Annotated in this window: 25 protein-coding genes; 19 read left to right on the top strand and 6 right to left on the bottom strand. The window is 57.5% G+C overall.

The window, feature by feature from the left end; all coding sequences use genetic code 11:
- Nucleotides 1-49 precede the first annotated feature (49 nt).
- From OLX77_RS10175 to OLX77_RS10090, 18 genes are all read left to right on the top strand, one after another.
- Nucleotides 50-847, top strand: a complete 798-nt coding sequence (locus OLX77_RS10175; RefSeq protein ID WP_307633488.1) for a carbonic anhydrase — start codon at nt 50-52, stop codon at nt 845-847.
- Between the two features lie 4 nt (nt 848-851).
- Nucleotides 852-1,895 carry a deoxyguanosinetriphosphate triphosphohydrolase gene (locus tag OLX77_RS10170; RefSeq protein ID WP_307633487.1) on the top strand — a complete coding sequence of 348 codons (1,044 nt, stop codon included), beginning with the start codon at nt 852-854 and terminating at the stop codon, nt 1,893-1,895.
- A 3-nt stretch (nt 1,896-1,898) separates the two neighbouring features.
- Complete coding sequence (locus OLX77_RS10165; protein ID WP_307633486.1) at nt 1,899-4,580, top strand: valine--tRNA ligase; 2,682 nt, start codon at nt 1,899-1,901, stop codon at nt 4,578-4,580.
- Between the two features lie 334 nt (nt 4,581-4,914).
- Nucleotides 4,915-7,119: an AsmA family protein gene (locus tag OLX77_RS10160; RefSeq protein WP_307633485.1), complete on the top strand. Its 2,205-nt coding sequence runs from the start codon at nt 4,915-4,917 to the stop codon at nt 7,117-7,119.
- A gap of 60 nt (nt 7,120-7,179) precedes the next feature.
- Entirely contained in the window at nt 7,180-9,903 is a 2,724-nt protein-coding gene (locus tag OLX77_RS10155) for a cation-translocating P-type ATPase (protein ID WP_307633484.1), read from the top strand.
- Between the two features lie 210 nt (nt 9,904-10,113).
- Nucleotides 10,114-10,455 (top strand): hypothetical protein, encoded by a 342-nt coding sequence (locus OLX77_RS10150; protein ID WP_307633483.1) that lies wholly within the window; start codon nt 10,114-10,116, stop codon nt 10,453-10,455.
- 83 nt (nt 10,456-10,538) lie between these two features.
- Entirely contained in the window at nt 10,539-11,027 is a 489-nt protein-coding gene (locus OLX77_RS10145; protein WP_307633482.1) for a hypothetical protein, read from the top strand.
- A gap of 98 nt (nt 11,028-11,125) precedes the next feature.
- Nucleotides 11,126-11,725, top strand: coding sequence for a DUF6988 family protein (locus OLX77_RS10140; protein WP_307633481.1), 600 nt, complete (start codon nt 11,126-11,128; stop codon nt 11,723-11,725).
- 101 nt (nt 11,726-11,826) lie between these two features.
- Nucleotides 11,827-12,546 carry a methyltransferase family protein gene (locus OLX77_RS10135; protein WP_307633480.1) on the top strand — a complete coding sequence of 240 codons (720 nt, stop codon included), beginning with the start codon at nt 11,827-11,829 and terminating at the stop codon, nt 12,544-12,546.
- A gap of 218 nt (nt 12,547-12,764) precedes the next feature.
- Complete coding sequence (locus OLX77_RS10130; protein ID WP_307633479.1) at nt 12,765-12,983, top strand: ParD-like family protein; 219 nt, start codon at nt 12,765-12,767, stop codon at nt 12,981-12,983.
- 5 nt (nt 12,984-12,988) lie between these two features.
- Nucleotides 12,989-13,270: a type II toxin-antitoxin system RelE/ParE family toxin gene (locus OLX77_RS10125; protein WP_307633478.1), complete on the top strand. Its 282-nt coding sequence runs from the start codon at nt 12,989-12,991 to the stop codon at nt 13,268-13,270.
- 50 nt (nt 13,271-13,320) lie between these two features.
- A complete protein-coding gene (locus tag OLX77_RS10120; protein WP_307633477.1) occupies nt 13,321-13,878 on the top strand; it encodes a methylated-DNA--[protein]-cysteine S-methyltransferase in 558 nt (185 codons plus the stop codon).
- An 85-nt stretch (nt 13,879-13,963) separates the two neighbouring features.
- A complete protein-coding gene (locus OLX77_RS10115; RefSeq protein WP_307633476.1) occupies nt 13,964-14,248 on the top strand; it encodes an excalibur calcium-binding domain-containing protein in 285 nt (94 codons plus the stop codon).
- Nucleotides 14,249-14,359: 111 nt separating this feature from the next.
- Nucleotides 14,360-15,232: an NAD(P)-dependent oxidoreductase gene (locus OLX77_RS10110; RefSeq protein WP_307634073.1), complete on the top strand. Its 873-nt coding sequence runs from the start codon at nt 14,360-14,362 to the stop codon at nt 15,230-15,232.
- 72 nt (nt 15,233-15,304) lie between these two features.
- Complete coding sequence (locus OLX77_RS10105) at nt 15,305-15,841, top strand: flavin reductase family protein (RefSeq protein ID WP_307633475.1); 537 nt, start codon at nt 15,305-15,307, stop codon at nt 15,839-15,841.
- Nucleotides 15,842-15,912: 71 nt separating this feature from the next.
- Entirely contained in the window at nt 15,913-16,461 is a 549-nt protein-coding gene (locus OLX77_RS10100; protein ID WP_307633474.1) for a DUF1439 domain-containing protein, read from the top strand.
- Nucleotides 16,462-16,586: 125 nt separating this feature from the next.
- The gene (locus OLX77_RS10095) at nt 16,587-16,985 is read left to right on the top strand and encodes a DUF948 domain-containing protein (protein ID WP_307633473.1); all 399 of its coding nucleotides are present in this window, start codon (nt 16,587-16,589) and stop codon (nt 16,983-16,985) included.
- Between the two features lies 1 nt (nt 16,986).
- A complete protein-coding gene (locus tag OLX77_RS10090; protein WP_307633472.1) occupies nt 16,987-17,376 on the top strand; it encodes a YtxH domain-containing protein in 390 nt (129 codons plus the stop codon).
- Nucleotides 17,377-17,463: 87 nt separating this feature from the next.
- Here OLX77_RS10090 and OLX77_RS10085 read toward each other — a convergent pair whose 3' ends face one another.
- The 5 genes from OLX77_RS10085 to OLX77_RS10065 all read right to left on the bottom strand — a co-directional run bounded on the left by OLX77_RS10085 (nt 17,464) and on the right by OLX77_RS10065 (nt 23,014).
- Complete coding sequence (locus OLX77_RS10085; protein WP_307633471.1) at nt 17,464-18,303, bottom strand: NAD(+)/NADH kinase; 840 nt, start codon at nt 18,301-18,303, stop codon at nt 17,464-17,466.
- Nucleotides 18,304-18,359: 56 nt separating this feature from the next.
- Nucleotides 18,360-19,205, bottom strand: coding sequence for a pyrroline-5-carboxylate reductase (gene proC, locus OLX77_RS10080; RefSeq protein ID WP_307633470.1), 846 nt, complete (start codon nt 19,203-19,205; stop codon nt 18,360-18,362).
- Nucleotides 19,206-19,432: 227 nt separating this feature from the next.
- Nucleotides 19,433-20,416 (bottom strand): UDP-3-O-acyl-N-acetylglucosamine deacetylase, encoded by a 984-nt coding sequence (lpxC, locus tag OLX77_RS10075; protein ID WP_307633469.1) that lies wholly within the window; start codon nt 20,414-20,416, stop codon nt 19,433-19,435.
- A gap of 235 nt (nt 20,417-20,651) precedes the next feature.
- Complete coding sequence (gene lpxK, locus OLX77_RS10070) at nt 20,652-21,713, bottom strand: tetraacyldisaccharide 4'-kinase (protein ID WP_307633468.1); 1,062 nt, start codon at nt 21,711-21,713, stop codon at nt 20,652-20,654.
- Nucleotides 21,710-23,014 carry a 3-deoxy-D-manno-octulosonic acid transferase gene (locus OLX77_RS10065; protein ID WP_307633467.1) on the bottom strand — a complete coding sequence of 435 codons (1,305 nt, stop codon included), beginning with the start codon at nt 23,012-23,014 and terminating at the stop codon, nt 21,710-21,712. Before OLX77_RS10065 ends, lpxK begins: the two co-directional genes overlap by 4 nt.
- A 1-nt stretch (nt 23,015) precedes the next feature.
- Here OLX77_RS10065 and OLX77_RS10060 point away from each other — a divergent pair, with 1 nt between their 5' ends.
- Nucleotides 23,016-23,753: a 16S rRNA (uracil(1498)-N(3))-methyltransferase gene (locus OLX77_RS10060; protein WP_307633466.1), complete on the top strand. Its 738-nt coding sequence runs from the start codon at nt 23,016-23,018 to the stop codon at nt 23,751-23,753.
- A 12-nt stretch (nt 23,754-23,765) separates the two neighbouring features.
- On the opposite strand, the gene murJ is transcribed toward OLX77_RS10060, so the two are convergent.
- Nucleotides 23,766-25,358: a murein biosynthesis integral membrane protein MurJ gene (murJ, locus tag OLX77_RS10055; RefSeq protein WP_307633465.1), complete on the bottom strand. Its 1,593-nt coding sequence runs from the start codon at nt 25,356-25,358 to the stop codon at nt 23,766-23,768.
- Nucleotides 25,359-25,439 lie beyond the last annotated feature (81 nt).

Here is a 25,439-nt window from a genome sequence, read left to right as displayed (position 1 = left end):
GTTAACCATATTTCCCTTTGTATCCATTCCATTCTTCTGGAGCCCCCCCATGAAAAAAATCTCCCCGGTTACCAAGCTCGCCTCTACCCTCGCCTGCGCAGCCATGCTGGCCTGCGTCCCCGCAGCCTTTGCTTCCGGCAGCGGCCACGATGCCCCGGCCGTTGCGGTCAAGAGCGCAGAAGGGACGATCAAGGCCGCAGTCAGCGGCAACGACCAGTTCACCAGCCACAATGACAGCCATCATTTCGATGGCTTCCAGACCGGCCAGACCCCCACCCTCACCGTGGTCACCTGCTCCGATTCCCGGGTACACACCCACCTGTTCGGCATGGAGCCCGACAACAACATCTTCGTCATCCGCAATATCGGCAATCAGGTCAAAAATGCCGAGGGCTCGGTTGACTACGGGGTGCGCCATCTGCCCACCAATATTCTGATGATCATGGGCCACTCCAGCTGCGGTGCGGTCAAAGCGGCCATGGGCGATTACTCCGGCGAGACCAAGGGCATCAAAGCCGAGCTGGACACCTTGAAACCGGTTATTGCTGCAGGAGACAACAGCGGCGACATCAATGCCCGCTGGAGCAAGAACGTGGAGCGCAATGTCGACTACCAGGTCAAGAGCGCCCTGGAGCTGTACAAGGAAAAGGTCCAGGCCAAGGAGCTCACCGTGGTCGGCGCGGTCTATGATTTCAACGACCTCTACGGCAAAGGCCGCGGCAGGCTGGTAATCACCAATATCAACGGCGAAACCAACCCGGCAAAGATCATGGCCCATCCGGTCCTCAAAGAGCTGAACCGGGGCGAGATCGTCAACCATGTGGGCAGCCTGGCTCCGGCCCTCTAAGCCAATGGACCATTCCATCCGCCTGCAGATCGAAGGGCGCGAGGCCGCAAGCCTCGCGCCCTACGCCGCTTTGAGCCGCAACTCCAAAGGCAGACTCAAAGCCGAAGAGGAATGTCCCATCCGGGGCGCCTACCAGCGCGACCGGGACCGGATCATCCACTGCAAGTCCTTCCGGCGCCTCAAACATAAAACCCAGGTCTTCCTGGCCCCCACCGGCGACCATTACCGGACCCGGCTCACCCATGTGCTCGAGGTCAGCCAGATCGCCCGGACCATCTCCGTGGCCCTGCGCCTCAACGGGCATCTCACCGAGGCCATCGCCCTGGGCCATGATCTCGGCCACACCCCCTTTGGCCATGCCGGGGAAGCGGTGCTGGACGAACTCTATCCCACCGGCTTTCGCCACTACGACCAGAGTCTGCGCGTCGTAAACATCCTGGAAAAAAAAGGCGAGGGACTCAACCTGACCGCTGAGGTCCTGGACGGGATCGCCAAACATTCCAAGGGGAGACGCGAGATTCTGCCCTTGGATCTATCCGAACTCCCCGCCACCATGGAAGGACGGGTGGTGCGCATCGCCGATATCATCGCCTATGTGAACCACGATCTTGACGATGCCGCCCGGGCCGGAATTATCCAGGAATCGCAGATACCAAGCCATCTTCAGAAGCTTTTCGGCGCCAATCACTCCGGGCGGATCGGCACCATGGTCCATGATCTTGTGGCCCAAAGCCTGAAAAACGGCGGAGAAACCCTGACCATGACCCCGCAGCTGCTTGAGGGCATCGGCGAACTGCGCTCCTTTCTCTTTGAAAACGTCTACGAAACCAACCGGGTGCACGACGACTTCATCAAGGCCAAAAAGGTGCTGCGGGAGCTCTACGAGTACTTCATCAACCACGACGACCACTGGGAAAAGGTCATCGACTATGATGCCGCGACCCCGCGGGAACAGATGGTCTGCGACTTCATCGCCGGCATGACCGACCGCTATGCCCTGGATCTTTATACCAACATCTTTCTTCCCAAACCCTGGAGTGTAATGTAACCGATGAGCGAAAACGCTTCCGTCCAACCCGCCGAACATGAACTGGCCAAGGGATACGAATTCAAAGAAGTCGAGGCCCGCTGGTACCGGAAATGGCTTGAGCAGAAAAACTTTCAGGCCACCATGGACGAAGGGAAGCCCTCTTTTTCCATCGTCATCCCGCCGCCCAATGTCACCGGCGTGCTCCATGTGGGACACGCCCTGAACAACACCATGCAGGATGTCCTGGTCCGCTACAAGCGGATGTGCGGCTACAACACTCTTTGGGTGCCGGGCACCGACCACGCCGGCATCGCCACCCAGAACGTGGTGGAGCGGCAGCTTGCCAACGAGGGAAAAACCCGCCACGATTTCGGCCGCGAGAAGTTCATCGAGCGGGTCTGGCAATGGCGCGAGGAAAAAGGCGGCACCATCATCAACCAGCTCAAGCATCTGGGCTGCTCCTGCGACTGGGACCGGGAACGCTTCACCATGGACGAGGGGTTGTCCAAGGCGGTGCGCACCGTTTTTGTCCGCCTCTACAAGGAAGGGTTGATCTACAAAGGCGACTACATCGTCAACTGGTGCCCCCGCTGCCACACCGCCCTCTCCGACGATGAGGTGGAGCATGAGGACAAGGCGGGCAAGCTCTACCACATCCGCTACCCCTATGCCGACGGCTCGGGGCACGTGGTGGTCGCCACCACCCGGCCCGAGACCATGCTGGGCGACACCGCCGTAGCAGTGCACCCCGACGATGAGCGATACAAACACCTGAAAGAGATCGGCATCAAACTGCCCCTAACCGACCGCACCATTCCGGTGGTGTATGACCACCACGTGCAGCGGGAATTCGGCACCGGCGCGCTCAAGGTCACCCCGGCCCATGACCGCAACGACTACGAGATCGGCTTGCGCCATAATCTCGAACGCATCAAGACCATGGACGACTCCGGGATCATGAACCAGGCCGCCGGCCCCTATGCCGGGCTGGACCGTTTCGCCTGCAGGAAGCAGATCGTCGCCGACCTCGAAGAGCAGGGGTTCCTGGAAAAAATCGAGGATTACGAGCATGCGGTGGGCCAGTGCTACCGCTGCAAAACCGTGGTCGAGCCCGCCACCTCATTGCAGTGGTTCGTCTCCGTTCGGCCCCTGGCCGACAAGGCCGTGGCCGCGGTACGGGACGGGCGGATCAACATCCACCCCAAGACCTGGTACAACACCTTCTACGCCTGGATGGACAACATCCGCGACTGGTGCATCTCCCGCCAGATCTGGTGGGGACATCAGATCCCGGCCTGGACCTGCGACGACTGCGGCCAGCTCATGGTTGAGGAGCATGCCCCGGCCGCTTGCGATAAATGCGGCTCCAGCAAACTCACCCAGGAAACCGACGTGCTGGACACCTGGTTTAGCTCGGCCCTCTGGCCCTTTTCCACCCTGGGCTGGCCCGAGAACACCAAAGAGCTGAAGTTCTTCTACCCAACCTCGGTGCTGATCACCTCTTTCGATATCCTTTTCTTCTGGGTGGCCCGGATGATGATGATGGGCATCCACATCATGGAGGAGGTGCCGTTTAAGGACGTCTATCTCCACGCCCTGGTCCGCGACAAGCACGGCAAGAAGATGAGCAAATCCACGGGCAACGTCATCGACCCGCTGGTGGTCATGGATGAGTATGGCACCGATGCCCTGCGCTTCACCCTCACCGCCTTTGCCGCCCAGGGCCGCGAAATCAAACTCGCCGAGGAACGCATCGAGGGGTACCGCCACTTCATCAACAAGATCTGGAACGCCTCCCGCTTTGCCCTCATGCACATCAATACCTGCGATCCCGCGATCAGCAAGGATATCGACCCGTCCACCCTGCCCCTGGCCCACCGCTGGATCCTGCACCGGCTCAACCAGGCGATCACCGAGGTGCGTCAGGCCCTGGACGACTACCGCTTCAACGATGCGGCCTCCTCCATCTACCAGTTTGTCTGGAGCGAGTTCTGCGACTGGTACCTGGAGTGGATCAAGTCCGATCTCTACGGCGACAACGCCATAGCCAAAGCGCAGTCCCAGGCGGTGCTCCTGGCGGTGCTGGAAAACACGCTCAAGCTCCTGCACCCGATCACTCCCTTTGTCACCGAGGAGATCTGGCATGTGCTGCCCGGAGAGCGCACCAGCATCATGGTCGAACCCTTCCCCGCACCGAACCCGGCCTGGGATGATGATGAAGCCGCCGAGCTGGCCGCGCTCTTCATGGGGATTGTCGGCGGGATCCGCAACATCCGCAGCGAGGCCATGATCCACCCCTCCGCCGAGATCGAGGTGCAGATCGTCTGCCACGACGAGCGCAAACACGCGGGGCTGACCTCCCTTGCCTCTTCCCTCAAGACCCTGACCCGCACCTCCACCATGGCCGTGCAGAAGGAAGGCACCCGCCCCAAGGGCGCGGCCTCCTATCTCTATTCCGACATCGAGATCTTCGTGCCGCTGGCCGGATTGGTGGATGTGGACAAGGAACAGGCCAAGCTCAAGAAGGATCAGGACAAGACCGAAGCCGAACTGGCCCGCTGCCAGGGCAAGCTGAGCAACGAAAAGTTCATGGCCAACGCCCCGGAAGAAGTGAAGGCCAAGGAGCGGGAGAAGGTCGGGGAAATGCAGGCCAAGCTGGAGAAGATCAAAGCGGGCATGGAGCGGCTGGCCGAGCTGCGCTAGATTTCTCCCCTTGTTTTTGCACCCATCCGACAGGACCCACCCCTGCCGGAGGTCCCGGGCCATGCCAGGAGCACCGCTCTTGCCTCCGCACGGCCGGGGCTGCCCGGCAACCTCGGAAACATCCCCGTTTTCCGGCAGATGCCTTGCTTTCCTGCCGGAAAACGGGCGAAATTCCGGTTTACTTTTCTTTTTCTTTTCCCTACCCTAATCCTATCTCCCACGATCGCAAGCAGTGGAAATCCCGTCCCCTTCCATGCGTTGACAAGGCGGGCACTTGGCTGCTGCCGCCGCGTTACCTTTCCTTGACCTTTCTCCTCAATAAGAGGCGCACCCCATGAACAAGTATCTCAAATACCTCCTTGCAGCGCTTGCCGGCACGGCAACCCTCTGTATCCTGCTGATTGTGATTGCCTCCCTGCTGCTCAATCCCAACGATTACAAGCCGCAGATCGTGCAGATGGTCAAGGAGCAGAAACAGCGCAACCTCTCCCTGGCCGGGGATATCAAGCTCGCTTTTTTCCCCAAGCTGGGGCTGGATCTGGGCCAGGCAACGCTCAGCGAATTCCGGGGCGACAAGGAATTCGCGTCCGTGGAAAGCGCCCGCTTATACCTCTCCTGGTGGCCGCTGCTCAAGCAGGAGCTGGTCGTCGATCAGGTGCGGATTGAAGGGTTACGCGCCAATCTGGTCCGGTTCAAGAACGGCGCCACCAATTTCGACGATCTGCTCAAAAAGGAAGCGGAAGAGGACAGCAAGCAGCTCAGCTTCGACATCAAAAGCGTCCTGGTCGAGAAGAGCACCCTTTCCTACCACGACAAAATGGCGGGTCGCCAGTTCAGCGCAAGCGAGATCAACCTCAAGACCGGCCGCCTCGCCAATACCATCCCCACCGAGGCGGTCGCCGAGTTCAGCCTCAAAAGCGAGACCCCGCAGATCGACGCCCAGATCCATCTGAGCACCGGGTTGACCTTCGACCTTGAGGCCAAGCACTATGGGGTCAAAGGCCTGAATCTAGCAATCACCGGCGAAGCGGCCGGGATAAGCAAGCTCACCGCCGGACTCAAGGGCGACCTGGAGCTGGACCGGACCGCCGACACGCTCCTGGTGGAGAATCTCTCCCTGGCCGTGGCCGGAAAAAAGGGCACGGACGATATCGATTGCACACTCACCGTGCCCAGATTCCAGTGGCTGGCAAACAAGATCGCCAGCGACGCCATCGCTCTGGTGGCAAAGATAGAGCCAAGCGAGGGTGGCAAGAGTGCACTGAATCTGACGGCGCGCATCCCTTCCCTGGCCGGCGACCGCCAGTCGTTCAAGGCGAGCAAGCTCACCGTCGAACTGAACGGCAAACAGCCAGAAGGCAAATACCAGGGGCAACTCACCTCGCAGCTGAGCGGCAGTCTCGATGACAAGCAGTTTGCCCTCGCCAATCTGAAAGGCAACCTGACGGCGAGCAATAAGAAGATGCTTGCCGGCGCTCTCAAGCTCGATATCAACGGCTCGGCCCAACTCGACCTCAAGCGCGAGAGTGTGGCCCTGAACCTGACCTCGCTTCTTGACGAGAGCACGATCAAGCTACGAGCTGGGGCCATTCCCTTCAGCAAACCGCACCTCACCCTGGACCTTGACATCGACCGGATCGACGCCGACCGTTATCTGCCCAAAAAATCGAAAAAAAGCGAAGAGCAAGCGGAGAAGCCCCTCGATTTCAACATCTTGAAAACCCTCAACGCCGGCGGCAAGGTGCGGATCGGCTCCCTCAAGCTCTACAACCTCAAGACCAGCAATCTGCGCCTGGATTTCAAGGCAGGCTCGGGGCAGTTGGATGTCAAGCCCCTTGCGGCCGAGCTCTATGGGGGAACGATGAACGGCTCCATCTCGCTGCAGGCCGAGGGGCCAAGGATCATTGCGCAGCAGACCATCAGCGGGGTAAACATCGGCCCGTTGCTGCAGGATGGCTTGGACAAGGACATTCTTGAGGGCAGAGGCAGCCTGAATTTTGATCTGCGGGCGGCGGGAGGTACCGTCGGGGAGATGAAAAAATCCATGCAGGGCAAGGGCAACCTCAATCTCCGCGACGGGGCGGTGAAAGGGTTCAATATCGCAGGCAAATTGCGGGAGGCCAAGGTTATGCTCGGGAAATTGACCGGAGAAAAAACCCAGGCTGCCGACATGCAGGAAAAAACTGATTTCTCCGAGCTTACCGCCAGCTTCGATATCAAACAGGGCGTGGCCCATAACAAGGATCTGGCGGCCAAGTCTCCCCTGCTGCGCCTCTCCGGCAACGGCGATATCGATATCGGCGCGGATATGGTCAATTATCTTGTCCGGGCCACGGTGGTGGCCAGCCTGGAGGGGCAGGGGGGGAAAGAGCTGGTGTCCCTCAAAGGGTTGACGGTGCCGGTGCGCATCGCCGGGCCAATGGGGGCAACCAAGGTAACCCTCGACTTCAATGCCCTGGTCGGGGAAAGCGTGCAGCAGGGGATCAAGACCCGCGTTACCGATCCGTTGAAGGAAGGGATCAAGGGGCTGTTCCGCTAACCCTTCCCTGGTTTTGCCCAATCAGGGTTTCCCGCTTCCCCAGCACAGAAAGGACGGACCGTGCCCCATTTAAGCAAAGCCCCAGCCCCATTTTTTCCGCAAACCCCCTGGGCGCAACCCTGGGAGGAGATCATTCGCGAACTGCGGGTCTCCCCCGAGTCGGGGCTGACACAGAGCGAAATCCCCCAACTCCGAAAGCGCTACGACCCCAATCTGCTGCGCAAGACCAAAACCGTCAGCGCTTGGGATATCTGGGTCAATCAATTCAAGAATCTCATCGTCGTCTTCCTGGTGGCTGCCGCCCTGCTCTCTTTCGCCTTTGGCGAGCATGTGGAAGGCATTGCCATTGGTATGGTCATCGTCATCAACGCCGTCATCGGCTTTGTCACCGAGATCAAGGGGGTGCGTTCGGTGGAGGCGCTGCGCCAGCTCGGGCGGGTACACTGTAGGGTGCGGCGCGACGGCCAGGCCCAGGAGATCTCCGCCGAGCAACTGCTGCCCGGAGACATTGTCCTTCTCGAAGTCGGCGATGTCATCACCGCTGATCTGCGGATCATCACCAGCTCCAAACTGGAGGCGGACGAATCGGTACTCACCGGCGAATCCCTGCCGGTGACCAAGAACCCCCTGGAGCTGCCGCCCGACACCCCGCTGGCCGAGCGGAGCAACATGCTCTTCAAGGGCACCGCCCTCAGCCGCGGCTCCGGCGAGGGGGTGGTGGTCGGCACCGGCATGCACACCGAATTGGGCACCATTTCGCAACTCGTTGCCGAAACCGAGGACGAGACCACCCCCCTGGAAAAACGGCTCAACCAACTGGGCCACTGGCTGGTCTGGGCCAGCCTGGGGATCGGTTTTCTCGTGGCCCTCTCCGGCATCCTCACCGGCAAGGACGTGTTTCTGATGATCGAAACCGCCATCGCCCTGGCCGTGGCCTCCATCCCCGAGGGGCTGCCCATCGTGGCCACCATCGCCCTGGCCCGAGGCGTTTGGCGCATGGCCCGCCACAATGCCCTGATCAAGGAGCTTTCCGCCGTGGAAACCCTGGGCGCCACCAGCATCATCTGCACGGACAAGACCGGCACCCTCACGGAAAACAAGCTGACCCTCACCACCCTTTTTCTCCCCGATGGGAGAGTCACGGTGCCCCAGGACCCTGCCACCCCTTTCCTGTTGGGCCTCATCCCGCTTACGCCGGAAACCCATCCCCAACTCCGCGCCGGACTGATGATCGGCGCCTTGTGCAACAACGCCTCGCTGAGCCGCAACAGTCAATCCGGCAAGCCGGTGGGCGATCCTTTGGAGGTGGCGCTGCTGGAAGGCGCGGCCAAGGGTGGCCTGCACCTGCCCGAACTGCTGGCCCAAATGCCCGAAGCACGGGAAGAGGCCTTTGACCCCACGGCCATGATGATGGCCACCCTGCACCGCCAAGAGGATGGATTTTTGGTGGCGGTAAAAGGGTCGCCGGAAGCGGTGCTGGAGGTATGCACTACTGTCATGGAGGATGGGAAAGCGGCCCCATTCACCGCCGCGGCCAAGGACGAATGGTTGCGGCGCAACGAAGCCCTCGCCAGCCAAGGGCTCCGGGTGCTGGCCCTGGCCAGCGGCAGGACGCAAAACGTTGCAGCCAACCCCTATGAAAACCTGCAGCTCGTCGGCCTGGCCGGCTTTCTCGACCCGCCGCGCGCCGATGTCAAGGAAGCGCTCGCCCTCTGCCGCCAGGCCGGGATCAGGGTGGTGATGGTCACCGGGGATCAACCGGTCACCGCAAGAATCATCGGCAAGGCGGTGGGCCTGACCGAGCAAGACGACGCCCCGGTGATGATCGGCAAGGAACTCAAGCACGTGCCCCATCTCACCGCCATGGAGAAGTCCCGCATCCTGGCCACCCCGCTGTTTGCCAGGGTCAGCCCCCAGCAGAAGCTCGATCTCATCGAGGTGCACCAGCAGGCCGGGGCCATCGTCGCCATGACCGGCGACGGGGTCAACGACGCCCCGGCCCTCAAAAAAGCGGACATCGGCATCGCCATGGGCAAGCACGGCACCGAGGTGGCGCGGGAAGCAGCCGACATGATCCTGAAAGACGACGCCTTCGGCACCATTGTCCACGCCATCGAGCAGGGGCGGATCATCTTCAACAACATCCGCAAATTCGTGCTCTACCTGCTCTCCTGCAACCTGAGCGAGATGTTCGCCGTCACCCTGGCCGCCATCTTCATCCTGCCGCTGCCGATCCTGCCCCTGCAGATTCTCTTTCTCAACATCGTCACCGATGTTTTCCCCGCCCTGGCCCTGGCCGCAGGGGAAAGCAACCCCACCATCATGACCAATCCGCCCCGGAACAAAAGCGAGCCCATCATGACCCGAAGCCATTGGCTGCTGGTCCTGGCCTACGGGTTGCTCATCGCCTTGTCCGTGCTCGGCGCCCTGGCCCTGGCCCAAAACTGGCTCGCCATGGATACCCAACAGGCGGTAACCGTCTCCTTTCTCACCCTGGCCTTCGCCCAGATCTGGCATGTCCTGAACATGCGCGACCACGGGGCATCCTTTTTCAACAACGTCATCACCCGCAACCCCTTCATCTGGGGCGCGGCAGCGCTCTGTTCCGCAATGCTGGTCGCCACCATCTACCTCCCCGGCCTCTCCGATATTCTCAAGGTTTCCGACCCGGGGCTTAAAGGCTGGGGGCTGGTGCTGATGATGAGCGTGGTCCCGGTACTGGCCGGGGTGCCGATCTCCATGCTGTTGGCCAAAAGGCGTCCGGGAACAATGAAGCAGCCGTAACCAACCGTCTTGAAAGAATAAATTGCTTGTATTGCTCCATATTGTCAGGTAGACAGATAACACCCCCTACGGGGTGGATATGTTGCTATTTAAGGAAAAAATACGCAAAATCCTCACACATTAGATCGATTTAAGAGTTAGGAATCAAACGGAAAATTTCATATCGCGCTAGCTCGACAATAAATATGTTAGGCGCAAAAAGGTAAATTCATGATTAAGAAACGTATATCTTCAGGTGAATTTAATTTAGATCTATTTATTAATATAATGAAACATGATGGGTATATAACCGAAATCGATGCTCCAGAAGGAGCTGGTATGTGCTCTTCTGATATGGAGAAGACGCATCTACTCCAAGAAGAGTTTAACTCTATATTTTCTTTCTTCTATCCAAACATCATTCAAGATATAGAATTTGGCTGTGTTGCAACAAGCAAAGGATTCAAAATTGAAAGTGGGGGGTACTCATATGCTCTTTATAATAGAAGTATCATTTCACGTGAAGAAGTTGAAAAAATTTTAATAAAAGAAAATCAACTTAGTGGGGAATAGGGCGCCTAACACTCATCTGGCTGGCTCAGCAAGAGACGCCAGCCTGCTAGGCGTGTGTTAGGCGCACAAAAAAGGAGAATTCAATGGATTGGCTGCATAAAACCATAGATGAATACGAAAAAGACGAAAAAGACAAAGAGAAAAGAGCCGCTGTCGAAAAAGCAAAGCTTGAAAAAGAGTTAAATGAAACAAGAAGGAATGCGACACAAAAACTCAGCGAAATATACAAAGTATTCGTATCTATAAAAAAAGAACTGCAAAAAAGGAAGTACCCCTGCGAAGCGGTGTTGGGAGGGGCACGAGATGCTCACTCGGATGAACAAATAAACACTTCAGTCTCACTGGTTGTAGACCGACAAACAAGATTTCAGGGCAATAAACTTTCTCCAGAAATTGATCCATCTATAACTTTCAAACATGATGGTCGGTCAAAATATCTTACGATTAAGAGCCGTTTGTCTGGCTCATCAGAGTTTGACGAATCAAAGGTGGAACTTTCGATGGTTACAAATGAATATCTATCTGAAATAACAGAAAAATTTATTAAATCATTTTTTTCTATCAACCAATAGCGCCTAACCAGGCGCTTAACCTGATCGCGAGGACGTTGGCGGCGCTAACGCGGCAAACACAGGTGGCGCGGTCAGGTTAGCTTAAACGCTAGGACCATATGGACATCGACGCACAGTTCAGATCTCTTCGGGATCTCATTCGGTGGATTGATGAAAACACCAAAGGAATCGAGATTTCTGGAGGGCACAGGGAGCAAATAGCATCCGCCTGCTTTGATGTGGCAATAGAGCATCAGGCTGCTATTGCGATTCTCTGTGATTCAAAATTGTTTGGCTCAATGCACGCTCTGATGCGAGTTCTTATTGAGTCGCTGGTAAGGGGACTGTGGCTTCTGCACTGCGCAACCGATGCTGAACTGGAGCGTTTCGAGAAACGCGGCATTGAAAAACACTTCGGAGACATGACGGAAGAAATTGAAGCTGCAATTGGCGCATATCAACCTACCCTGTCGCAGATGAAGAAAAATGCATGGGGTCCGCTTAACGACTTCACGCACACTGGATACATTCAAGTTACCCGCCGGCACGGCAACGGAGCGCTTGGGTCTAACTACCCCGTGGCGGACGTAATCAAATGCCTCAACGCCTCTGGTGCCTACGGATTGATCGCCTCGGCGCAACTAGCCGCAATGGCCAAGAATAATGACCTAGTGCAGGCACATCTCATCAAGATGCAGGAGTATGCGAGTGTGCCCTAACGTCGCCCGTCAAGCCGACGCTCTCTTCGCTGCGCTTCGTTCGCGCGGCTTACGGGCGACGTTAGACACACACTCAAATCCTTTTTATTCTGGGGAATGGCATGTCTTCGAAGACGGTTAGAGAAGAGGCCGCTCAAACAGTATCCCCTCGCCAGTGGATAAGATTAGTTTTGGTGTATCTCCTTATCCCGCTGATTTTATTGGTATGCGGTGGAGACCTCGGTTGGTGGCAGGCGTGGCTCTATTCCCTCCTGATCTTTGCCGCTGGTGTTGGGGGACGCATCTGGGCGGAACAACGACATCCCGGATTGTTGGCCGAAAGGCAAAATATTGAAAATATCCGAAACGCGAAAGCCTGGGACAAAGTGCTTGCTCCGCTGATGGCGGTGAGTGTCGCTTTCCCTATGGTAATTGTGGCAGGATTGGACCATCGCTACAACTGGTCTCCCGAATTTCCGCCATGGCTCATCGTGATTGGCTTTATTTTGATCTCGCTAGGATACGCCTTCGCTGCATGGGCCTTGGCAGAGAACCGCTTTTTCTCCAGCGTGGTGCGGATTCAGACGGACCGAGGGCATGTGGTGTGTGATACCGGCCCGTACCGGTTTGTGCGGCATCCGGGTTATGCCGGAAATATTCCCCCGCTGTTCGGTATTGTTTTGGCTCTGGGCTCGGGATGGACCCTGATACCTGCGGCAGTGGCATTAATCATTACGGTGATCAGGACCATCCTTGAAGACCAGACGTTACAGGAAGAGTTGCCGGGCTATCGAGACTATGCACAACGCGTGCGTTATCGGTTGATTCCTGGAATATACTGAGCGGGACTTATGGGCTCAAACTTAACATTTTGACATATGCGTCTTGAAAGTCAAAATATCAAACCCGCCCCCTTCCTCGTTCCCAAAAGGAGATGGGCTTAAAATTTATGTGAGCCTCACCCAAGACCTTAGCCCTTAAAAAATATCGCATTGCAAATTGCTACGTTATGAATTAAATTAATACGCAAACTCACTCATAATGTAATGGAGGCAATAAAATGGCAACCGCAGTGCGAATCTCTGAAAATCTCCTCACTGACGCAAGAAAATATAGCAAAGTAGATCACAGATCTATAACTGGGCAAATTGAACACTGGGCACGTATTGGAAAATGCGTGGAAGAAAACCCAGATTTAACCTATGACCTTATAAAAGAAATACTCATTGGTATTAACGAGTTAGATCATGGCGAAAAAACTGAATATACCTTCGGTTAACCAAGATGAAAATCTACCAATCGAGGTCATTCGCCCAAAAAGTTAAGAAATTGAACAAAACAGAAAAAACAACGCTAGATAATGAAATTAAAACCATTATCAGCAACCCCAAAATCGGAATCGAGAAAAAAGGGGATTTGCGTGGCATATTTGTCCACAAATTCAAAATCCAATCAACGCAACATCTCCTTGCCTATAGATTTACCGAAACGACACTAGAGCTCATCATGCTTGGACAGCATGAAAATTATTACAGAGACCTCAAGAATTACACAAAACAGGGCTGACAATTTGCCCAACCTCCGCGAGGCGCGCCTCTTTGCTTTGCGTTCCACACATGAATACAAAGATCATCAAGCCAACTCCCTTTGGCTCTGTTGGGGTCATCTGGACCGTAGCCACTCAGAAGCCAAAGATCATCCGGGTCTTACTTGCAAGGCCCGGCTTATCCGCGGAAGACCAGGCTTCCGGGCTGTACCCGAATGCCCGGTCCTCCTCCTGTGCGGAGATCGAGGCTGTAGCTGCCGGCATCAAAGGATTGCTTGCAGGAGAGGCTATCGACTTCTCGCTTGCGCTTGCGGACCTCAACTTGTGCGGTGCCTTTCAGCAGCGGGTTCTGCGTGCGGAGTACCGGATTCCCCGGGGGAGCGTCAGCACCTATCAGCTCATCGCCGGGCATCTGGGGAAAAGAAATGGCGCGCGGGCCGTGGGCAATGCCCTGGCTAGCAACCCGTTCCCCCTCATCGTCCCCTGTCACCGGGCCATCCGTACCGACCGCACTCTTGGCGGCTACCAGGGCGGCCTCGACATGAAGCGGGCCTTGCTGGAGCATGAAGGAATACGCTTCGACGCTGCGGGTAGGGTGGAGTGTCTTACCCTTCATTACACGAGCTAAGATCGAACAAGTCGCGCCAACGGACGGCTCATTGCCGCCCGCAGAGACCAACCTTTAAAACTTCGCATACAAAGACATCTCATCTATGAAAAAAATACTATTATTTGCCATTGCCATCGCAATAGGTTGGTCCATTTATCATAACGATATTGGGCCAAAAAATGCCTATATGGGTGCAGAAGGTACACCCACAGTAGCCAAAAGCTCTCAACACCCTTCAAAGAAAGAGTCGTTTACCTGTGATGGCAGGCAGCATTGCAGTCAAATGACGTCTCGGGCGGAGGCGAAATTCTTTGTGCAGAACTGTCCAGACACAAAAATGGATGGCGATCACGATGGGATCCCCTGTGAAAACGATTCCCGTTTCTAAAGGCAAATTATACGCTATAATAAGTCAGTCAACTGAGTTCCAGCCCTAACAGGCCTCCGCCCGACCCACTGACCCGCACGGCCTGCCCCTGCGTTCTCCAGCAAACACACAATTCCCGAGGTAAAGACAATGCATTTAGGATTTATTGGACTTGGACACCTTGGCAAAGCCATCGCCGGACGACTCCTGGACTGCGGCCACACCCTCACCGTCTGGAACCGAACCCCCGCCAAAGCAGAAGGGCTGCAGGGTGAAGTCGCTCCCTCCCCCCGGCTGGTGGCGGAAAAGGCAGAGATTATCTTTGTCTGCATGTTCGACAGCGCGGCGGTCCATGCCATCCTCAGCCAGGAGGGCGGACTGTTGTCCGCCGATCTCGCAGGCAAGGTGATCGTGGATCTCTCCACCAACCATTTCAAAGAGGTCCCCCACTTCCATGCCCTGTGCGCAAAAGCCGGGGGAATCTATCTTGAGGCCCCTGTCCTGGGCAGCGTCGTGCCCGCTTCGCAGGGAGCCCTCACCGTTTTGGTCAGCGGCAAGGAGGCAGGGTACGACAAGGTCAGGCCGGTGCTGGAAAACATCGGTAAGAATCTTTTCTTTCTGAAGGTTCCGGGGCTGGCCACCAAGATGAAACTGATCAACAACCTGACCCTGGGCAGCTTCATGGCCACCATCGCCGAGGCGCTCTCGCTGGGGGAAACCATCGGGATGCAGAAGGAAGAGATCCTGGATATCCTTTCCGTAGGGGGCGGCAACTCGCTGGTGCTCAATGCCAAGCGAAACAAGTTGCTCCAGGAGGATTTCTCCACCCATTTTTCCAGCGCCCTGATCTACAAAGATCTCCATTGCCTCCAGGATCTGGCCTATGAAGAGAAAACTTCCCTCTTCACCGCTGCGGTGGTCAAAGAGCTGTACGGGAGAACCTTTGAAGAGGGCATCGACCAGGAAGACTTTTCCGCCATCTATAAATTGTTCAAGAAGGGGTGACAGACTGAGGAGCCGGACGGATTATCCGGCTCCGGTGGGTGACTGATCTTGCCGCCTAAGGGGGATACGACAATGGCCAAAAAATCCTTTCCGCTCTCCAAGGTGTACACCTTGCTGGAACCGGGGCCGGTGGTGCTGCTCACCACCGCTGGCGACCAGCACCCCAACATCATGGCCATGTCCTGGCACACCATGCTCGAATTTACGCCGCCCCTGGTGGGGTGCGTGATCGGCGATCGCAGCCTTTCCTTTCGCTTGTTGACGGCAAGCAACGAATGCGTCATAAACATACCCACCGTGGAAATCGCCGAAAAGGTGGTGGGGTGCGGGAATACCTCGGGGGCAAAGATCGACAAGTTCACCGCCTTTGGCCTCACCCCCAAACCGGCAAAGAAAGTGGGCGCGCCGCTCATCGCGGAATGCTATGCCAATCTCGAATGCAGGGTAGTAGACACCGAGATGGTTGCCCGGTACGGATTTTTTGTCCTTGAGGTGCTTAAAGGTTGGATCGACCCGGCCGTGCAGGAGCCGCGCACCATCCACCACCGGGGCTGCGGCAGTTTCATGGTGGCCGGGGAAACAATCAGACTGAAGTCAAAGATGCAGTAGCAGCGGACAGCTCCCGTATCAAACCCGCCCGGGCCGAGCTGCCGGGGCTTGCCAAGAACAAGGACCATCCCGTGAACAGACAGCGCTCAAAACTTTGCTTGCTCCTGGCCCTTGCCCTTCTTGCCACCATGGTTGCCTGCAATGCGCGCGAAGTGGTGGTGAGCCTGAGCCGCGATGAGATCCAGGCCCGCGTGGCGCCCCTGTTCCCCCTCACCAAGAACTGGCTGATCCTCAAGGTCGCCCTGAGTGAGCCGGAAATTTTCCTCTCCGAGGGCGCCAATCAGATCGGGATCAATACGCTGGTCGAGCTGAACATCCCTTTTATGAAGCCAATCTCCGGCCATCTGGGAGTGTCGGCGGTCCCGCGTTACGATGCGGCATCGAAGTCGCTCTATCTTGAGCAGGCCACGGTGGAACGGCTGGAGCTGCCTGGGCTCATGCCCGAGCTGCAGGACAAGGCCCGAGAGGCCATCGAAAACCTCGCCCGCCAAGAACTCGCAAAACGACCGATCTACGAGCTCAAGGGGAGAAACCTCAAGGAAATCACCGCCGCCTATACCCTGCGGGAAGTGCGGGTGCATAACGGCAAACTCCAGGCAATCTTCGATCTGCCGCTGTAACCAGGAGAGTGCCAGCGCGGCCCTGACCGCCCCTTGGCTTTTCCCCTTGCAGGGCGGAGGAAACCTCTCTATTATAAGAACAGACTATTTCACCTTTATCCTTGGCCCACACAGGAGTAATGGAAGTGACCTCTTCAGAATTTTTCACCCTACTGAGTGCCGTAAGCCTTTTTGCCATTGCCATCGCCCTGGTGCCGACCTTCCTCCAGTTTCGCCGCACCTTGCAGAAGTTGGAGATCTGCATCGACAACCTCAACAGGCATATCGACCCGCTCTGCCTCTCCCTGACCGAGGCGGCCAACGAGATCCAGATCCTCTCCATTTCTTTAAGCGACAAGATCGAAAAGACGGACAGGGTCATCTACACCGCCCAGAAATCGGCGGAAACCCTGCTTACCACCGCCACCATGCTCAAGGACACGGCAAGCCCCTTCATCACTCATCTTGGCGGGTTCAGCGCCGGGGTCTTGGCCTTCTCGCATTTCCTCAACCGATCTTGGAAAAAACACAAACAAGGAGAATGATATGAGCAGAGACAATTGCGACAATTCCAGCACCGCAGTATTGGCCTTCCTGGCAGGCACCGTTGTCGGCGCGGCCATTGCCCTGCTGACCACCCCGAAGACCGGCCAGGAAACCAGAGAAATGCTGGCCGACTACGGGGCCGAATTGAAGGAGCGGGCCAAGACCCTGCCCGATGATTTCGAGGAGTACAAGGAGACCGCCTTAGAGCGGAGCAAGGAGATGATCGCCAAAGGCAAGGAACTCATCAGCCGCGGCACGGATCTGGCCGCCCAGGGCAAGGATTTTCTCGACGAGAAGAAAAGAACCCTGAGCGATGCCATCGAGGCCGGGAAAGTGGCCATGCAGGAAGAGCGGGAAGCCCTGTCCCACAAGCTGGAAGAAAACGATTAGCTCCAAGCGAAATTCAGTCAAAGCAAAGCGGCGGTCTCATTGTGATGAGGCCGCCGCTTTTTTATTTGTTTCGCAACCCACCTACTGCTAGAGCGGATGTTTCCGAGCTTCGCCTGCTCTTCCGCCCCAGTTCAGCTTGTTGCGCAGGATTTCAAAATAATCCTTTTGCGGAGAGCAGATGAGCCGCAGGGGCCTTTCCGAAGCCACCACCTCCAGGGTCTCGCCGGGGGACATCTCCCAGGCGGGCTGGCCATCGACAATGACCTTCACCTCGTTACCCTGCTCGGCAAGTCTGGTGGTGAGACAAACCGCGGCCGGGAGCAGCACCGGGCGGCTTTCCAGCATGAAGGGACAGATCGGCGTCACCAGGATGGACTGCAGGGCCGGGTTGACGATGGGCCCTCCGGCGGAGAGGTTGTAGGCCGTTGAGCCGGTGGGAGTGGAAAAGATCAAGCCATCCGCCCGGTAGGTGGTGATGTATTTCTGGTCGGCCCAGGTGCTCAACTGCACCAACTGGTCCGCGCTGCCCTTGCTCACCACCACGTCGTTGAGGGCATGGCGCCAGCCGGAGGTCTCATTGGCACGGCGGATTCGGGCCTTGAGCATCAACCGTTCCTCAATAACCATCTCCCCGGCCAGAATCCCTTCCAGCACCTCATACCGTTCGCTGACCGCCACTTCGGTCAGGAAGCCGAGATCGCCGAGATTGACCCCCACCACCGGCACCTCGAGTCGGCTTGCCTGCTCGGCGACATGGAGCAGGGTCCCGTCTCCGCCGAGGATAATCAACAGGTCCATCCCGTCAACAATGGTATCCACCTCGGCAGCGATGGAGCGCTCGCCAAGCCAGGAAAGCAGTTCCCTGCTCATCGCCAGGGCGGCAGGCGAATCTTTTCGACAGATGATCCCAACCTTACGGATGTTCATTACACTCCCAATTTATTGAGGCGCTGTTCTTTACAAGCTAACGCACGGGTCTTCTCTTACGATTTTTTACCGGCCCCGGCAACCACCTGTCGGCCCAGTTCACTGGAACGGTTGGTCGCCGCCTCCACCGCGTTGGTGACCAACGCTCGAAAGGCGCCCTTTTCAAGCTCATGCAATCCGGCAATGGTGGTGCCGCCGGGAGAGGTCACCATGGCCCGCAACTCTGCGGGGTGCTTGGTGCCATCCAAGGCCAGCAGCACAGAGCCAAGTACGGTCTGCAGGGCAAGGGTCTGGGCCACGGGACGGGCCAGACCCACCTTGACCCCGGCATCGATCAGGGATTCGATAAAGGTGAAGACATAGGCCGGACCGCTGCCGCTCAAGCCGGTAACCGCATCGAGATAGGACTCCTCCAAGACAAAGCTTACCCCCACCGCATCGAAGATGCTGGTGGCAACGGCCAGATCCTCGGGGGTTACACCCTGGCCGGGGCTGAGGGCGGAGGCGCCCTTAAGCACGATGGCCGGGGTATTGGGCATCACCCGGATAACCCGGCAACCGCGCCCGGCAACCGCACCTTCCAGCACGGCGAGCGGGATTCCTGCGGCAATGGAGATAAGCAGATGGCCGGCGTTTATTTGTTCCCGGGCATCGCTGAGGACAGCGGTGAGCACCTGCGGTTTAACGGCAAGAACAACCACCTTGCACTCCGCCCAGACCGCAGTGGCCTCTGAAACCGCGGTTACATTATAATCCTTCTCCAACAAAGCCCGTCGGGCACTGCTGGGATCTGCGACCAGAATCTCTTCACCCTTGACCAGCCCGGCCCCTGTAATGCCCTTGATCAGGGCTTCGGCCATCAAACCCCCGCCGACAAAGCCTAGTTTCCCGGAAAACCCCATAGCCTGCTCCTCTTGGTTAATCAGGCCGGACAGAAAAAACGGCCATAGTGAATCAATAATAATCCTGGTGCATGGTACCAATTTCCCCCACCATTGCAAGGAGGATTCGCGGCCGCATCATCAGCCAGAATAAGAGCAATTCGAACAGGGCCAAACGGTGGGCGTAAAAAAACCCGCAGAGTTTTGCAACATCCGCGGGTCGTTCCTCTTAAGCGAGGCTTGCTCGTTTAAGCAAAGCAGGGTTGCCCGACAAGAGCGAGACTGGGCGGCAAGAGATAGGAGAGCAATTTGTCGCCAGCCTCCTTGGTGCTCACGACCACCTTTTCAAGGACCCGGCTCTCCCCTTCTCCCTTATAGGCAATCAGGTCCCAACGCTCGGGCTGGGCAGCAAGCTGCTTCATCAGGGAAAAATGGTGGCCATGTCCGGATTTGCGGGTCACGACATGACCAAGCAGGGGGAAGCCCAACAAGGCAAGATCGCCGATCACGTCCAGGGTCTTGTGCCGGGCGAACTCATCGGCGAAACGGAGCCCTTCGACATTGACGATGCCATCATCATCGATAACCACGGCGTTTTCCAGGGAGCCGCCCAGGGCGAGACCGCTCTGCCTCAGCTTCTCAACCTGATCGAGAAAGCCGAAGGTTCTGGCGCCGGCGATCTCCTTGGCAAATTTCTGGGGGTTGAGATCACTGGAGAAGGTCTGCTTTCTGATCAGGTGGTGATTGAACTCAATCTCGCAGGTGACCTTGAAGCCGTCATAGGGCAGGATCTTCACATAGGAATCGCCCTCGACAAAGGAGATTTCCTGGTTCACCTTGAGCATCCATTTGCAGGCGTTCTGCCGACGGCGCCCCACCCTTTTAAGCACATGCACAAAGGGACCGGCGCTGCCATCCATGATGGGCACCTCGGGACCATCCAACTCGACCACCGCATTGTCGATGCCCATGCCAAACAGGGCGGCGAGCAGATGCTCGGTGGTGGAGATCAAAGCCTCATCCTCGGTGGCGATGGTGGTGGCAAGGCGGGTGTCGATGATCCGATCCATAAAGGCGGGTGTCGGGGCGGCCTGCGGCAAATCACTGCGGACAAAGCGGATCCCGCTGTTCTTCTCGCCGGGGAGAATGGAGAGGGTGGCAACCTTGCCGGAATGCAGGCCGATGCCCGCGAAGCTTACCGGACGTTTGATGGTGTGCTGTAATGAATCCATATGTTCAACACTCTTGAGTGGTCTGTGTGTATTTTGCAACGCTCATTGAAACCAAATACTAGTAATGCAAAAAACAGACCACCGCGAGCCGCACAAGACAACAAACAAAAAAATATTACAATTACAGCATGTTACACAAACAAACCGGAACATGCTTTGCGCAAGGGGCTCCCTGGGTGTGGCAAAAAAGACACACCCGCAACCCCCTGCCATGCTAGGAAAAGTTTTTTTGCTGCTACAGCGAAAAACCGGAGAGCTGCTCCGCCATGAAACGATCAAAATTTAGATCCATGCGAAGCTCGATGGTCAGGGCCAGAATAGGAAATTCCCCGAAATAGGGGCGGAGCTTGACAAAATCCTTTTCCGTGGCGATCAGCGCTTGAGCACCGCTGGCCCGGGCGGCAGCCACGAGATCCGCGACATCCTGCGCGGTATAGCCATGATGATCCCGATACTCCTTAAAGCCGGTAAGCGAAAATTCCTCCTGCCGCAAGGTCTGCCGGAAGGAGTCAGGGTTGGCGATGCCGGCAAAGGCAAAAAGTTGCATGTTCCGGGCCTCGGCCAGGGTACAGACTTGACCCTGGCCGCTGTGCCAGATTCCGGCGGGAAGGTATTCCCCCAAAAACACGGGCGTCTGCGGAAATTTTCCCTGCAGCCAACGTTGAAAATTATCCACCCCGGAACGGTTGCTCCGGTCAACCCCGGTCACGACAAAAGCATGGGCCCTGCCCAGGGCCGAGAGCGGCTCCCGCAATTCCCCGCCGGGAAAAACCTGGCCATTGCCGAGGAGCGTTCCGGCACTGAAGAGGACCAGGTCAAGATCACGCCGGACAGCAAGATGCTGAAAACCATCGTCCATGACGATGATATGCACCCCGAACACATCGATGGCCTGTCTTGCCACCCGCGCTCTTTCCGAACCGGTGAGGACCGGGACCCCGGGCAGCGCCTCGGCAAGCATGAACGGTTCATCCCCGGCCATCTCCGGCGCAAGCAGGATCTTGCCGCCATCGGCAACGATATTCACCTTACCTCCGGCCTTTCCGCCATAGCCGCGGCTGACAATGGCCGGTCGCACCCCCCTGTCCAAGAGCAGGCGGGCGACATAGCGCACCATGGGCGTTTTCCCGGTGCCTCCCAGGGTGAGGTTGCCTACGCTGATAACCGGCCGCTGCAGCTGCTGGGATTTTAAAAAGATATTGTTTCGGTACAAAAAGGAGCGCAGCAGCATGACCAGGCTGTATGGTGGCGAAAAAATCCGCCCGACCAGAAAAAGTACGCTAAGCAGCGGTTTCATCCTTTTCCCTCCCGGGGCAACAACCTGCGGATTAAGGCGATATACGCTTCGGTGACCCCGCGCCGGGAGGCGATCAGCCCCTGGGCCCGGTGCCCTGCCCGCGCCCGCTCCGCCGGATCACTCAAGAAAAAAGAAAGCGCGGAGAAGAGCTCCTCCTCATCGTGCACCTCTCTGGCCCCGCCCACCGCAAGGAGATCGCGACTGATTTCGGCAAAATCCTCCATAAACGGCCCAAACATAACCACCTTGCCATGAACCGCCGGCTCCAATGGGTTGTGACCCCGCTGGGGAACCAGACTGCCGCCGACAAAGGCCAGATCGCACACTCCGTATACCGAAGACAATTCCCCGAGGGTGTCGAGGATCAGCACCCCCCCTCCCCCTGCCCCGCCCAGCGCTCGGCGGGAGGCCGAAAGGCCGCGCGCGCTGGCCATGGCGGCAAGCTCACCGCCCCGCTCCACATTGCGCGGCGCCACGACGAGAAAGAGATTAGAGAAGGAGCGGGCCGCCCGTTGAAAGGTATTAAAAATAATCGCCTCCTCTCCCCGATGGGTGCTGCCCGCCACCCAGACCACGGCGTCTTCCGGGATCTGCAGCGCCTCCCGGTCAAGCCCTGGCTTGGTATCGCCTCCGGGAAGGGCCGCATCGTATTTCAGGTTGCCCAGAACAACCAGGCGCGCAGGATCAACCCCCATCCGTCGCAGGCTGGCAGCATCCTGCTCGGTTTGCATGGCCAGGCTCTGGAAACCATTAAAAAGCGGCCTGAAGAGCCAGCGCAGATTGCGGTATCCGGCCAGGGAACTCTCCGAGACCCGGCCATTGACCAGAAGCGCGGGGATCTTCCGCCGCTTGAGCTCCCTCAGGAAATTCGGCCAAAAATCCGTCTCGACCAAGATAAAGAGATCGGGCTTTGCCCAGGAAACCAACCGCTTTACGCTGATGAGCAGATCAAAGGGAAAGGGGACGAACCAATCGACCTCCTCCGTGAGGATGCTCCTGGCAAAAGTCTCCCCGGCCCGGGTGGAGGCGGAGAAAAGAATGATCCCCTGGGGATAGCTGCGCCGCAGCTCCTGCACGAGATTGCGGGCGGAAGCCACCTCGCCGACGGACAGGGCATGCACCCAGATGCGGGGGTGACGGGCCGCACCACCGGGTTGTGCCCCGAGGCCGAAGCCCAGCCGCTTGCCGGTACGGCTTCGGTACTTGGGGGTCAGTATAACTTTGACGAAAAGAAGCGGAGCGAATACAATCACCGCCATTGTCATGAACAGATTATAAAAAAAAGCCGATACCATATCCATTATGAACCTGATCCTACTCGATCCGAAGGAACTGACCGATCACCATGTCACCCTGAGCGATCGCCGTGCCGAACACATCCGCAAAATTCTCCGCGCCTCTGTCGGGGACACCCTCCGGGTCGGAGTGCTGGGCGGCCTGCTCGGCACCGGCTGCATCCGGGAGATGACCGGCAAGAACGTTGTCCTCGCGGTGCACCTCACCAGCGAACCGCCGCCCTGCCCGCCCACCGACCTGATTCTGGCCGTACCCCGCCCCATCATGCTAAAACGGGTCCTCGCCCAGGCGGTCTCCATGGGGGTAACCCGGATATTTCTCATCAACGCCAACCGGGTGGAGAAAAGTTTTTTCAGCTCCACCCTCATCCAAAACAACGATTTCAGGGAACCGCTCTGCCTCGGGCTTGAGCAGGCCATGGACACCAGGATGCCGGAGATCTCCGTCCATCCCAGATTCCGGCCCTTTGTGGAAGACTTCCTGCCCGAACAGCTCAGCGATTGTCTGACCCGGCTTCTCGCCCATCCGGATGGCGACCGCACCCTTGCCCAGGCGGCAGGAGGTCTGCGGGAGCAACGGGCACTCCTTGCCATCGGCCCCGAAGGGGGCTGGGTTGATTTTGAAGTAGAACACCTCAAGAAGCAAGGCTTTATCCCCTTCAGCCTCGGCGCCCGCATCCTCCGGGTCGATACCGCGGTTCCGGCCCTGCTTGGCCAACTCAGCCTCCTGCGCCAGCTCCCCTAACGCTCAGCATCCTCACCAGCCAAAGCGCTGGCGGAACCGATCCACCAGCATGGTCAGCTCCTTAAAGCCCAGGGCATAGAGGGCAACCCCGTAAACCGCCCCCCCCGTCCCCACAGCCAGCGCGAGCGCGGCAACACTTCCCAGGAAACTTGCCAGGGCAAGAGGGGCGAGGAGATAATGCACCCCGGTCAACCAAAGGCCCATAGCCAGCGAGGCCCCCAAAACCTTGGCCAAACCGGAAAACAGATAACGCAGGGAATACCCCCCCAGCTTTCGGTACAACACCATGGAGAGGAAGAGAAAATTCAGGATCATGGCGCAGGAGATGGAAAGAGCCAGGGCCTTGTGCTGCAAGAAACCGATGGTAAGCCAGACCAGGAGCACGTTGACCGCCATGGTCAGAAAGCTGCCCACCACCGGATAGCGGGTCTCATCCAGGGCGTAGAACACCGGGACCATGATCTTGACCGAGGAATAGGCGAAAAGCCCCACGGCATAGCAGGAGAGCGCCTCGGCGGTTTTTACGGTGGCAAGACTGTCAAAACTGCCATGCTGGAAAATGACCCGGGTGATGGGCTCGCCCAGCAGGATCAGCCCCACCGATGCGGGAATGGTCAGCGAAAAAGCCAGGGTGAGCGAAGAGGCGTAAGTCTCCCGCAGGTTATGCATGTCACGCAGCGCGGCATAGCGGGCAATCACCGGCAGGGTCGCGGTGGAAAGGGCCACCCCGAAAAGGCCAACCGGCAGCCAGAACAGGCGAAAGGCGTAACTGAGCCAGGAAAGGCTCCCCTCTGCCAGGGAAGATGCAAAATAGGTGTTGATCAACACATTGATCTGTAAGGGGGCAAGGCCGATCACCGCCGGAGCCATGAGCCTCAGGATGCGGCGCAGACCGGGATGGCCGAGGTCGAGCCGCGGGACAAAGACAAAGCCGGCCTTGAACAGGGCGGGGATTTGGCACCCCAGCTGGAGCATCCCGCCGATCAGGGTCCCGATGGCCATACCGACAATGGGCGGCTGACCAAAGCGGGGCATGAGCAGGGCAAAGCCAACCCCGCCGACGATGGAACCGAGGTTAAAAAAGCCCGAGGCCAGAGCGGGGATAAAAAAACGGCCCCGGGTGTTGAGAATCCCCATCACCACCGAGGAAAGGGAGATAAAAATGAGAAAAGGAAACATGATCATGGAAAGCAGGGTGGTGAGCTCGACCTTCCCGGGAATGGACTCAAACCCGGCCTCGACCATGAAGCCGACAATCTGATTTGAAAAAAAGACGCCCACCAGGGTCAGGCAACTGAGCAGAATCGCAACAAAGACCAGGACATTGCCCGCCAGAGCCCAGGTCGCCTTTTCGCCCTTATTGGTTTCATAATCGGAAAAAACCGCGACAAAAGCAGCGCTCAAGGCGCCTTCGCCAAAAAGATCGCGCAAGAGATTGGGGATACGAAAGGCCACCACAAATGCATCGAAGGCAAAACCCGCCCCGAAAAAACTGGCGAAAACCTGCTCCCGGGCCAGTCCCAGGACCCGGCTGCACATCACCGCCACCCCGACCGTGCCGGCGGACCTGGCTATTTTTCCTGTATCCTGTGCGGGTTTTTTCATGAAAAGTAACCGGAAAGGGTGGAGATCCTGCAGCAACCCCGGAATATCGACAAACGAGAGTCCGGTTGCATCCCTATTTTC

It is taken from the genome of Thiovibrio frasassiensis (assembly GCF_029607905.1).
GTDB classification, from domain to species: domain Bacteria; phylum Desulfobacterota; class Desulfobulbia; order Desulfobulbales; family Desulfurivibrionaceae; genus Thiovibrio; species Thiovibrio frasassiensis.
Note: the sequence above shows the minus strand (reverse complement) of the source record. Positions and strands in the feature narration are given on the sequence as shown.

Excerpts from the sequence above, each read along its gene's own strand:
- OLX77_RS10085 (WP_307633471.1), bottom strand. The coding sequence starts at position 18,303 with ATGAACATCCGTAAGGTTGGGATCATCTGTCGAAAAGATTCGCCTGCC.
- OLX77_RS10060 (WP_307633466.1), top strand. The coding sequence starts at position 23,016 with ATGAACCTGATCCTACTCGATCCGAAGGAACTGACCGATCACCATGTC.
- OLX77_RS10115 (WP_307633476.1), top strand. The coding sequence starts at position 13,964 with ATGAAAAAAATACTATTATTTGCCATTGCCATCGCAATAGGTTGGTCC.
- lpxC (WP_307633469.1), bottom strand. The coding sequence starts at position 20,416 with ATGGATTCATTACAGCACACCATCAAACGTCCGGTAAGCTTCGCGGGC.
- OLX77_RS10160 (WP_307633485.1), top strand. The coding sequence starts at position 4,915 with ATGAACAAGTATCTCAAATACCTCCTTGCAGCGCTTGCCGGCACGGCA.
- OLX77_RS10090 (WP_307633472.1), top strand. The coding sequence starts at position 16,987 with ATGAGCAGAGACAATTGCGACAATTCCAGCACCGCAGTATTGGCCTTC.
- OLX77_RS10135 (WP_307633480.1), top strand. The coding sequence starts at position 11,827 with ATGTCTTCGAAGACGGTTAGAGAAGAGGCCGCTCAAACAGTATCCCCT.
- proC (WP_307633470.1), bottom strand. The coding sequence starts at position 19,205 with ATGGGGTTTTCCGGGAAACTAGGCTTTGTCGGCGGGGGTTTGATGGCC.
- OLX77_RS10065 (WP_307633467.1), bottom strand. The coding sequence starts at position 23,014 with ATGGATATGGTATCGGCTTTTTTTTATAATCTGTTCATGACAATGGCG.
- OLX77_RS10105 (WP_307633475.1), top strand. The coding sequence starts at position 15,305 with ATGGCCAAAAAATCCTTTCCGCTCTCCAAGGTGTACACCTTGCTGGAA.
- lpxK (WP_307633468.1), bottom strand. The coding sequence starts at position 21,713 with ATGAAACCGCTGCTTAGCGTACTTTTTCTGGTCGGGCGGATTTTTTCG.
- OLX77_RS10150 (WP_307633483.1), top strand. The coding sequence starts at position 10,114 with ATGATTAAGAAACGTATATCTTCAGGTGAATTTAATTTAGATCTATTT.
- OLX77_RS10165 (WP_307633486.1), top strand. The coding sequence starts at position 1,899 with ATGAGCGAAAACGCTTCCGTCCAACCCGCCGAACATGAACTGGCCAAG.
- OLX77_RS10175 (WP_307633488.1), top strand. The coding sequence starts at position 50 with ATGAAAAAAATCTCCCCGGTTACCAAGCTCGCCTCTACCCTCGCCTGC.
- OLX77_RS10120 (WP_307633477.1), top strand. The coding sequence starts at position 13,321 with ATGAATACAAAGATCATCAAGCCAACTCCCTTTGGCTCTGTTGGGGTC.
- OLX77_RS10170 (WP_307633487.1), top strand. The coding sequence starts at position 852 with ATGGACCATTCCATCCGCCTGCAGATCGAAGGGCGCGAGGCCGCAAGC.
- OLX77_RS10145 (WP_307633482.1), top strand. The coding sequence starts at position 10,539 with ATGGATTGGCTGCATAAAACCATAGATGAATACGAAAAAGACGAAAAA.
- OLX77_RS10130 (WP_307633479.1), top strand. The coding sequence starts at position 12,765 with ATGGCAACCGCAGTGCGAATCTCTGAAAATCTCCTCACTGACGCAAGA.
- OLX77_RS10125 (WP_307633478.1), top strand. The coding sequence starts at position 12,989 with ATGAAAATCTACCAATCGAGGTCATTCGCCCAAAAAGTTAAGAAATTG.
- OLX77_RS10140 (WP_307633481.1), top strand. The coding sequence starts at position 11,126 with ATGGACATCGACGCACAGTTCAGATCTCTTCGGGATCTCATTCGGTGG.
- murJ (WP_307633465.1), bottom strand. The coding sequence starts at position 25,358 with ATGAAAAAACCCGCACAGGATACAGGAAAAATAGCCAGGTCCGCCGGC.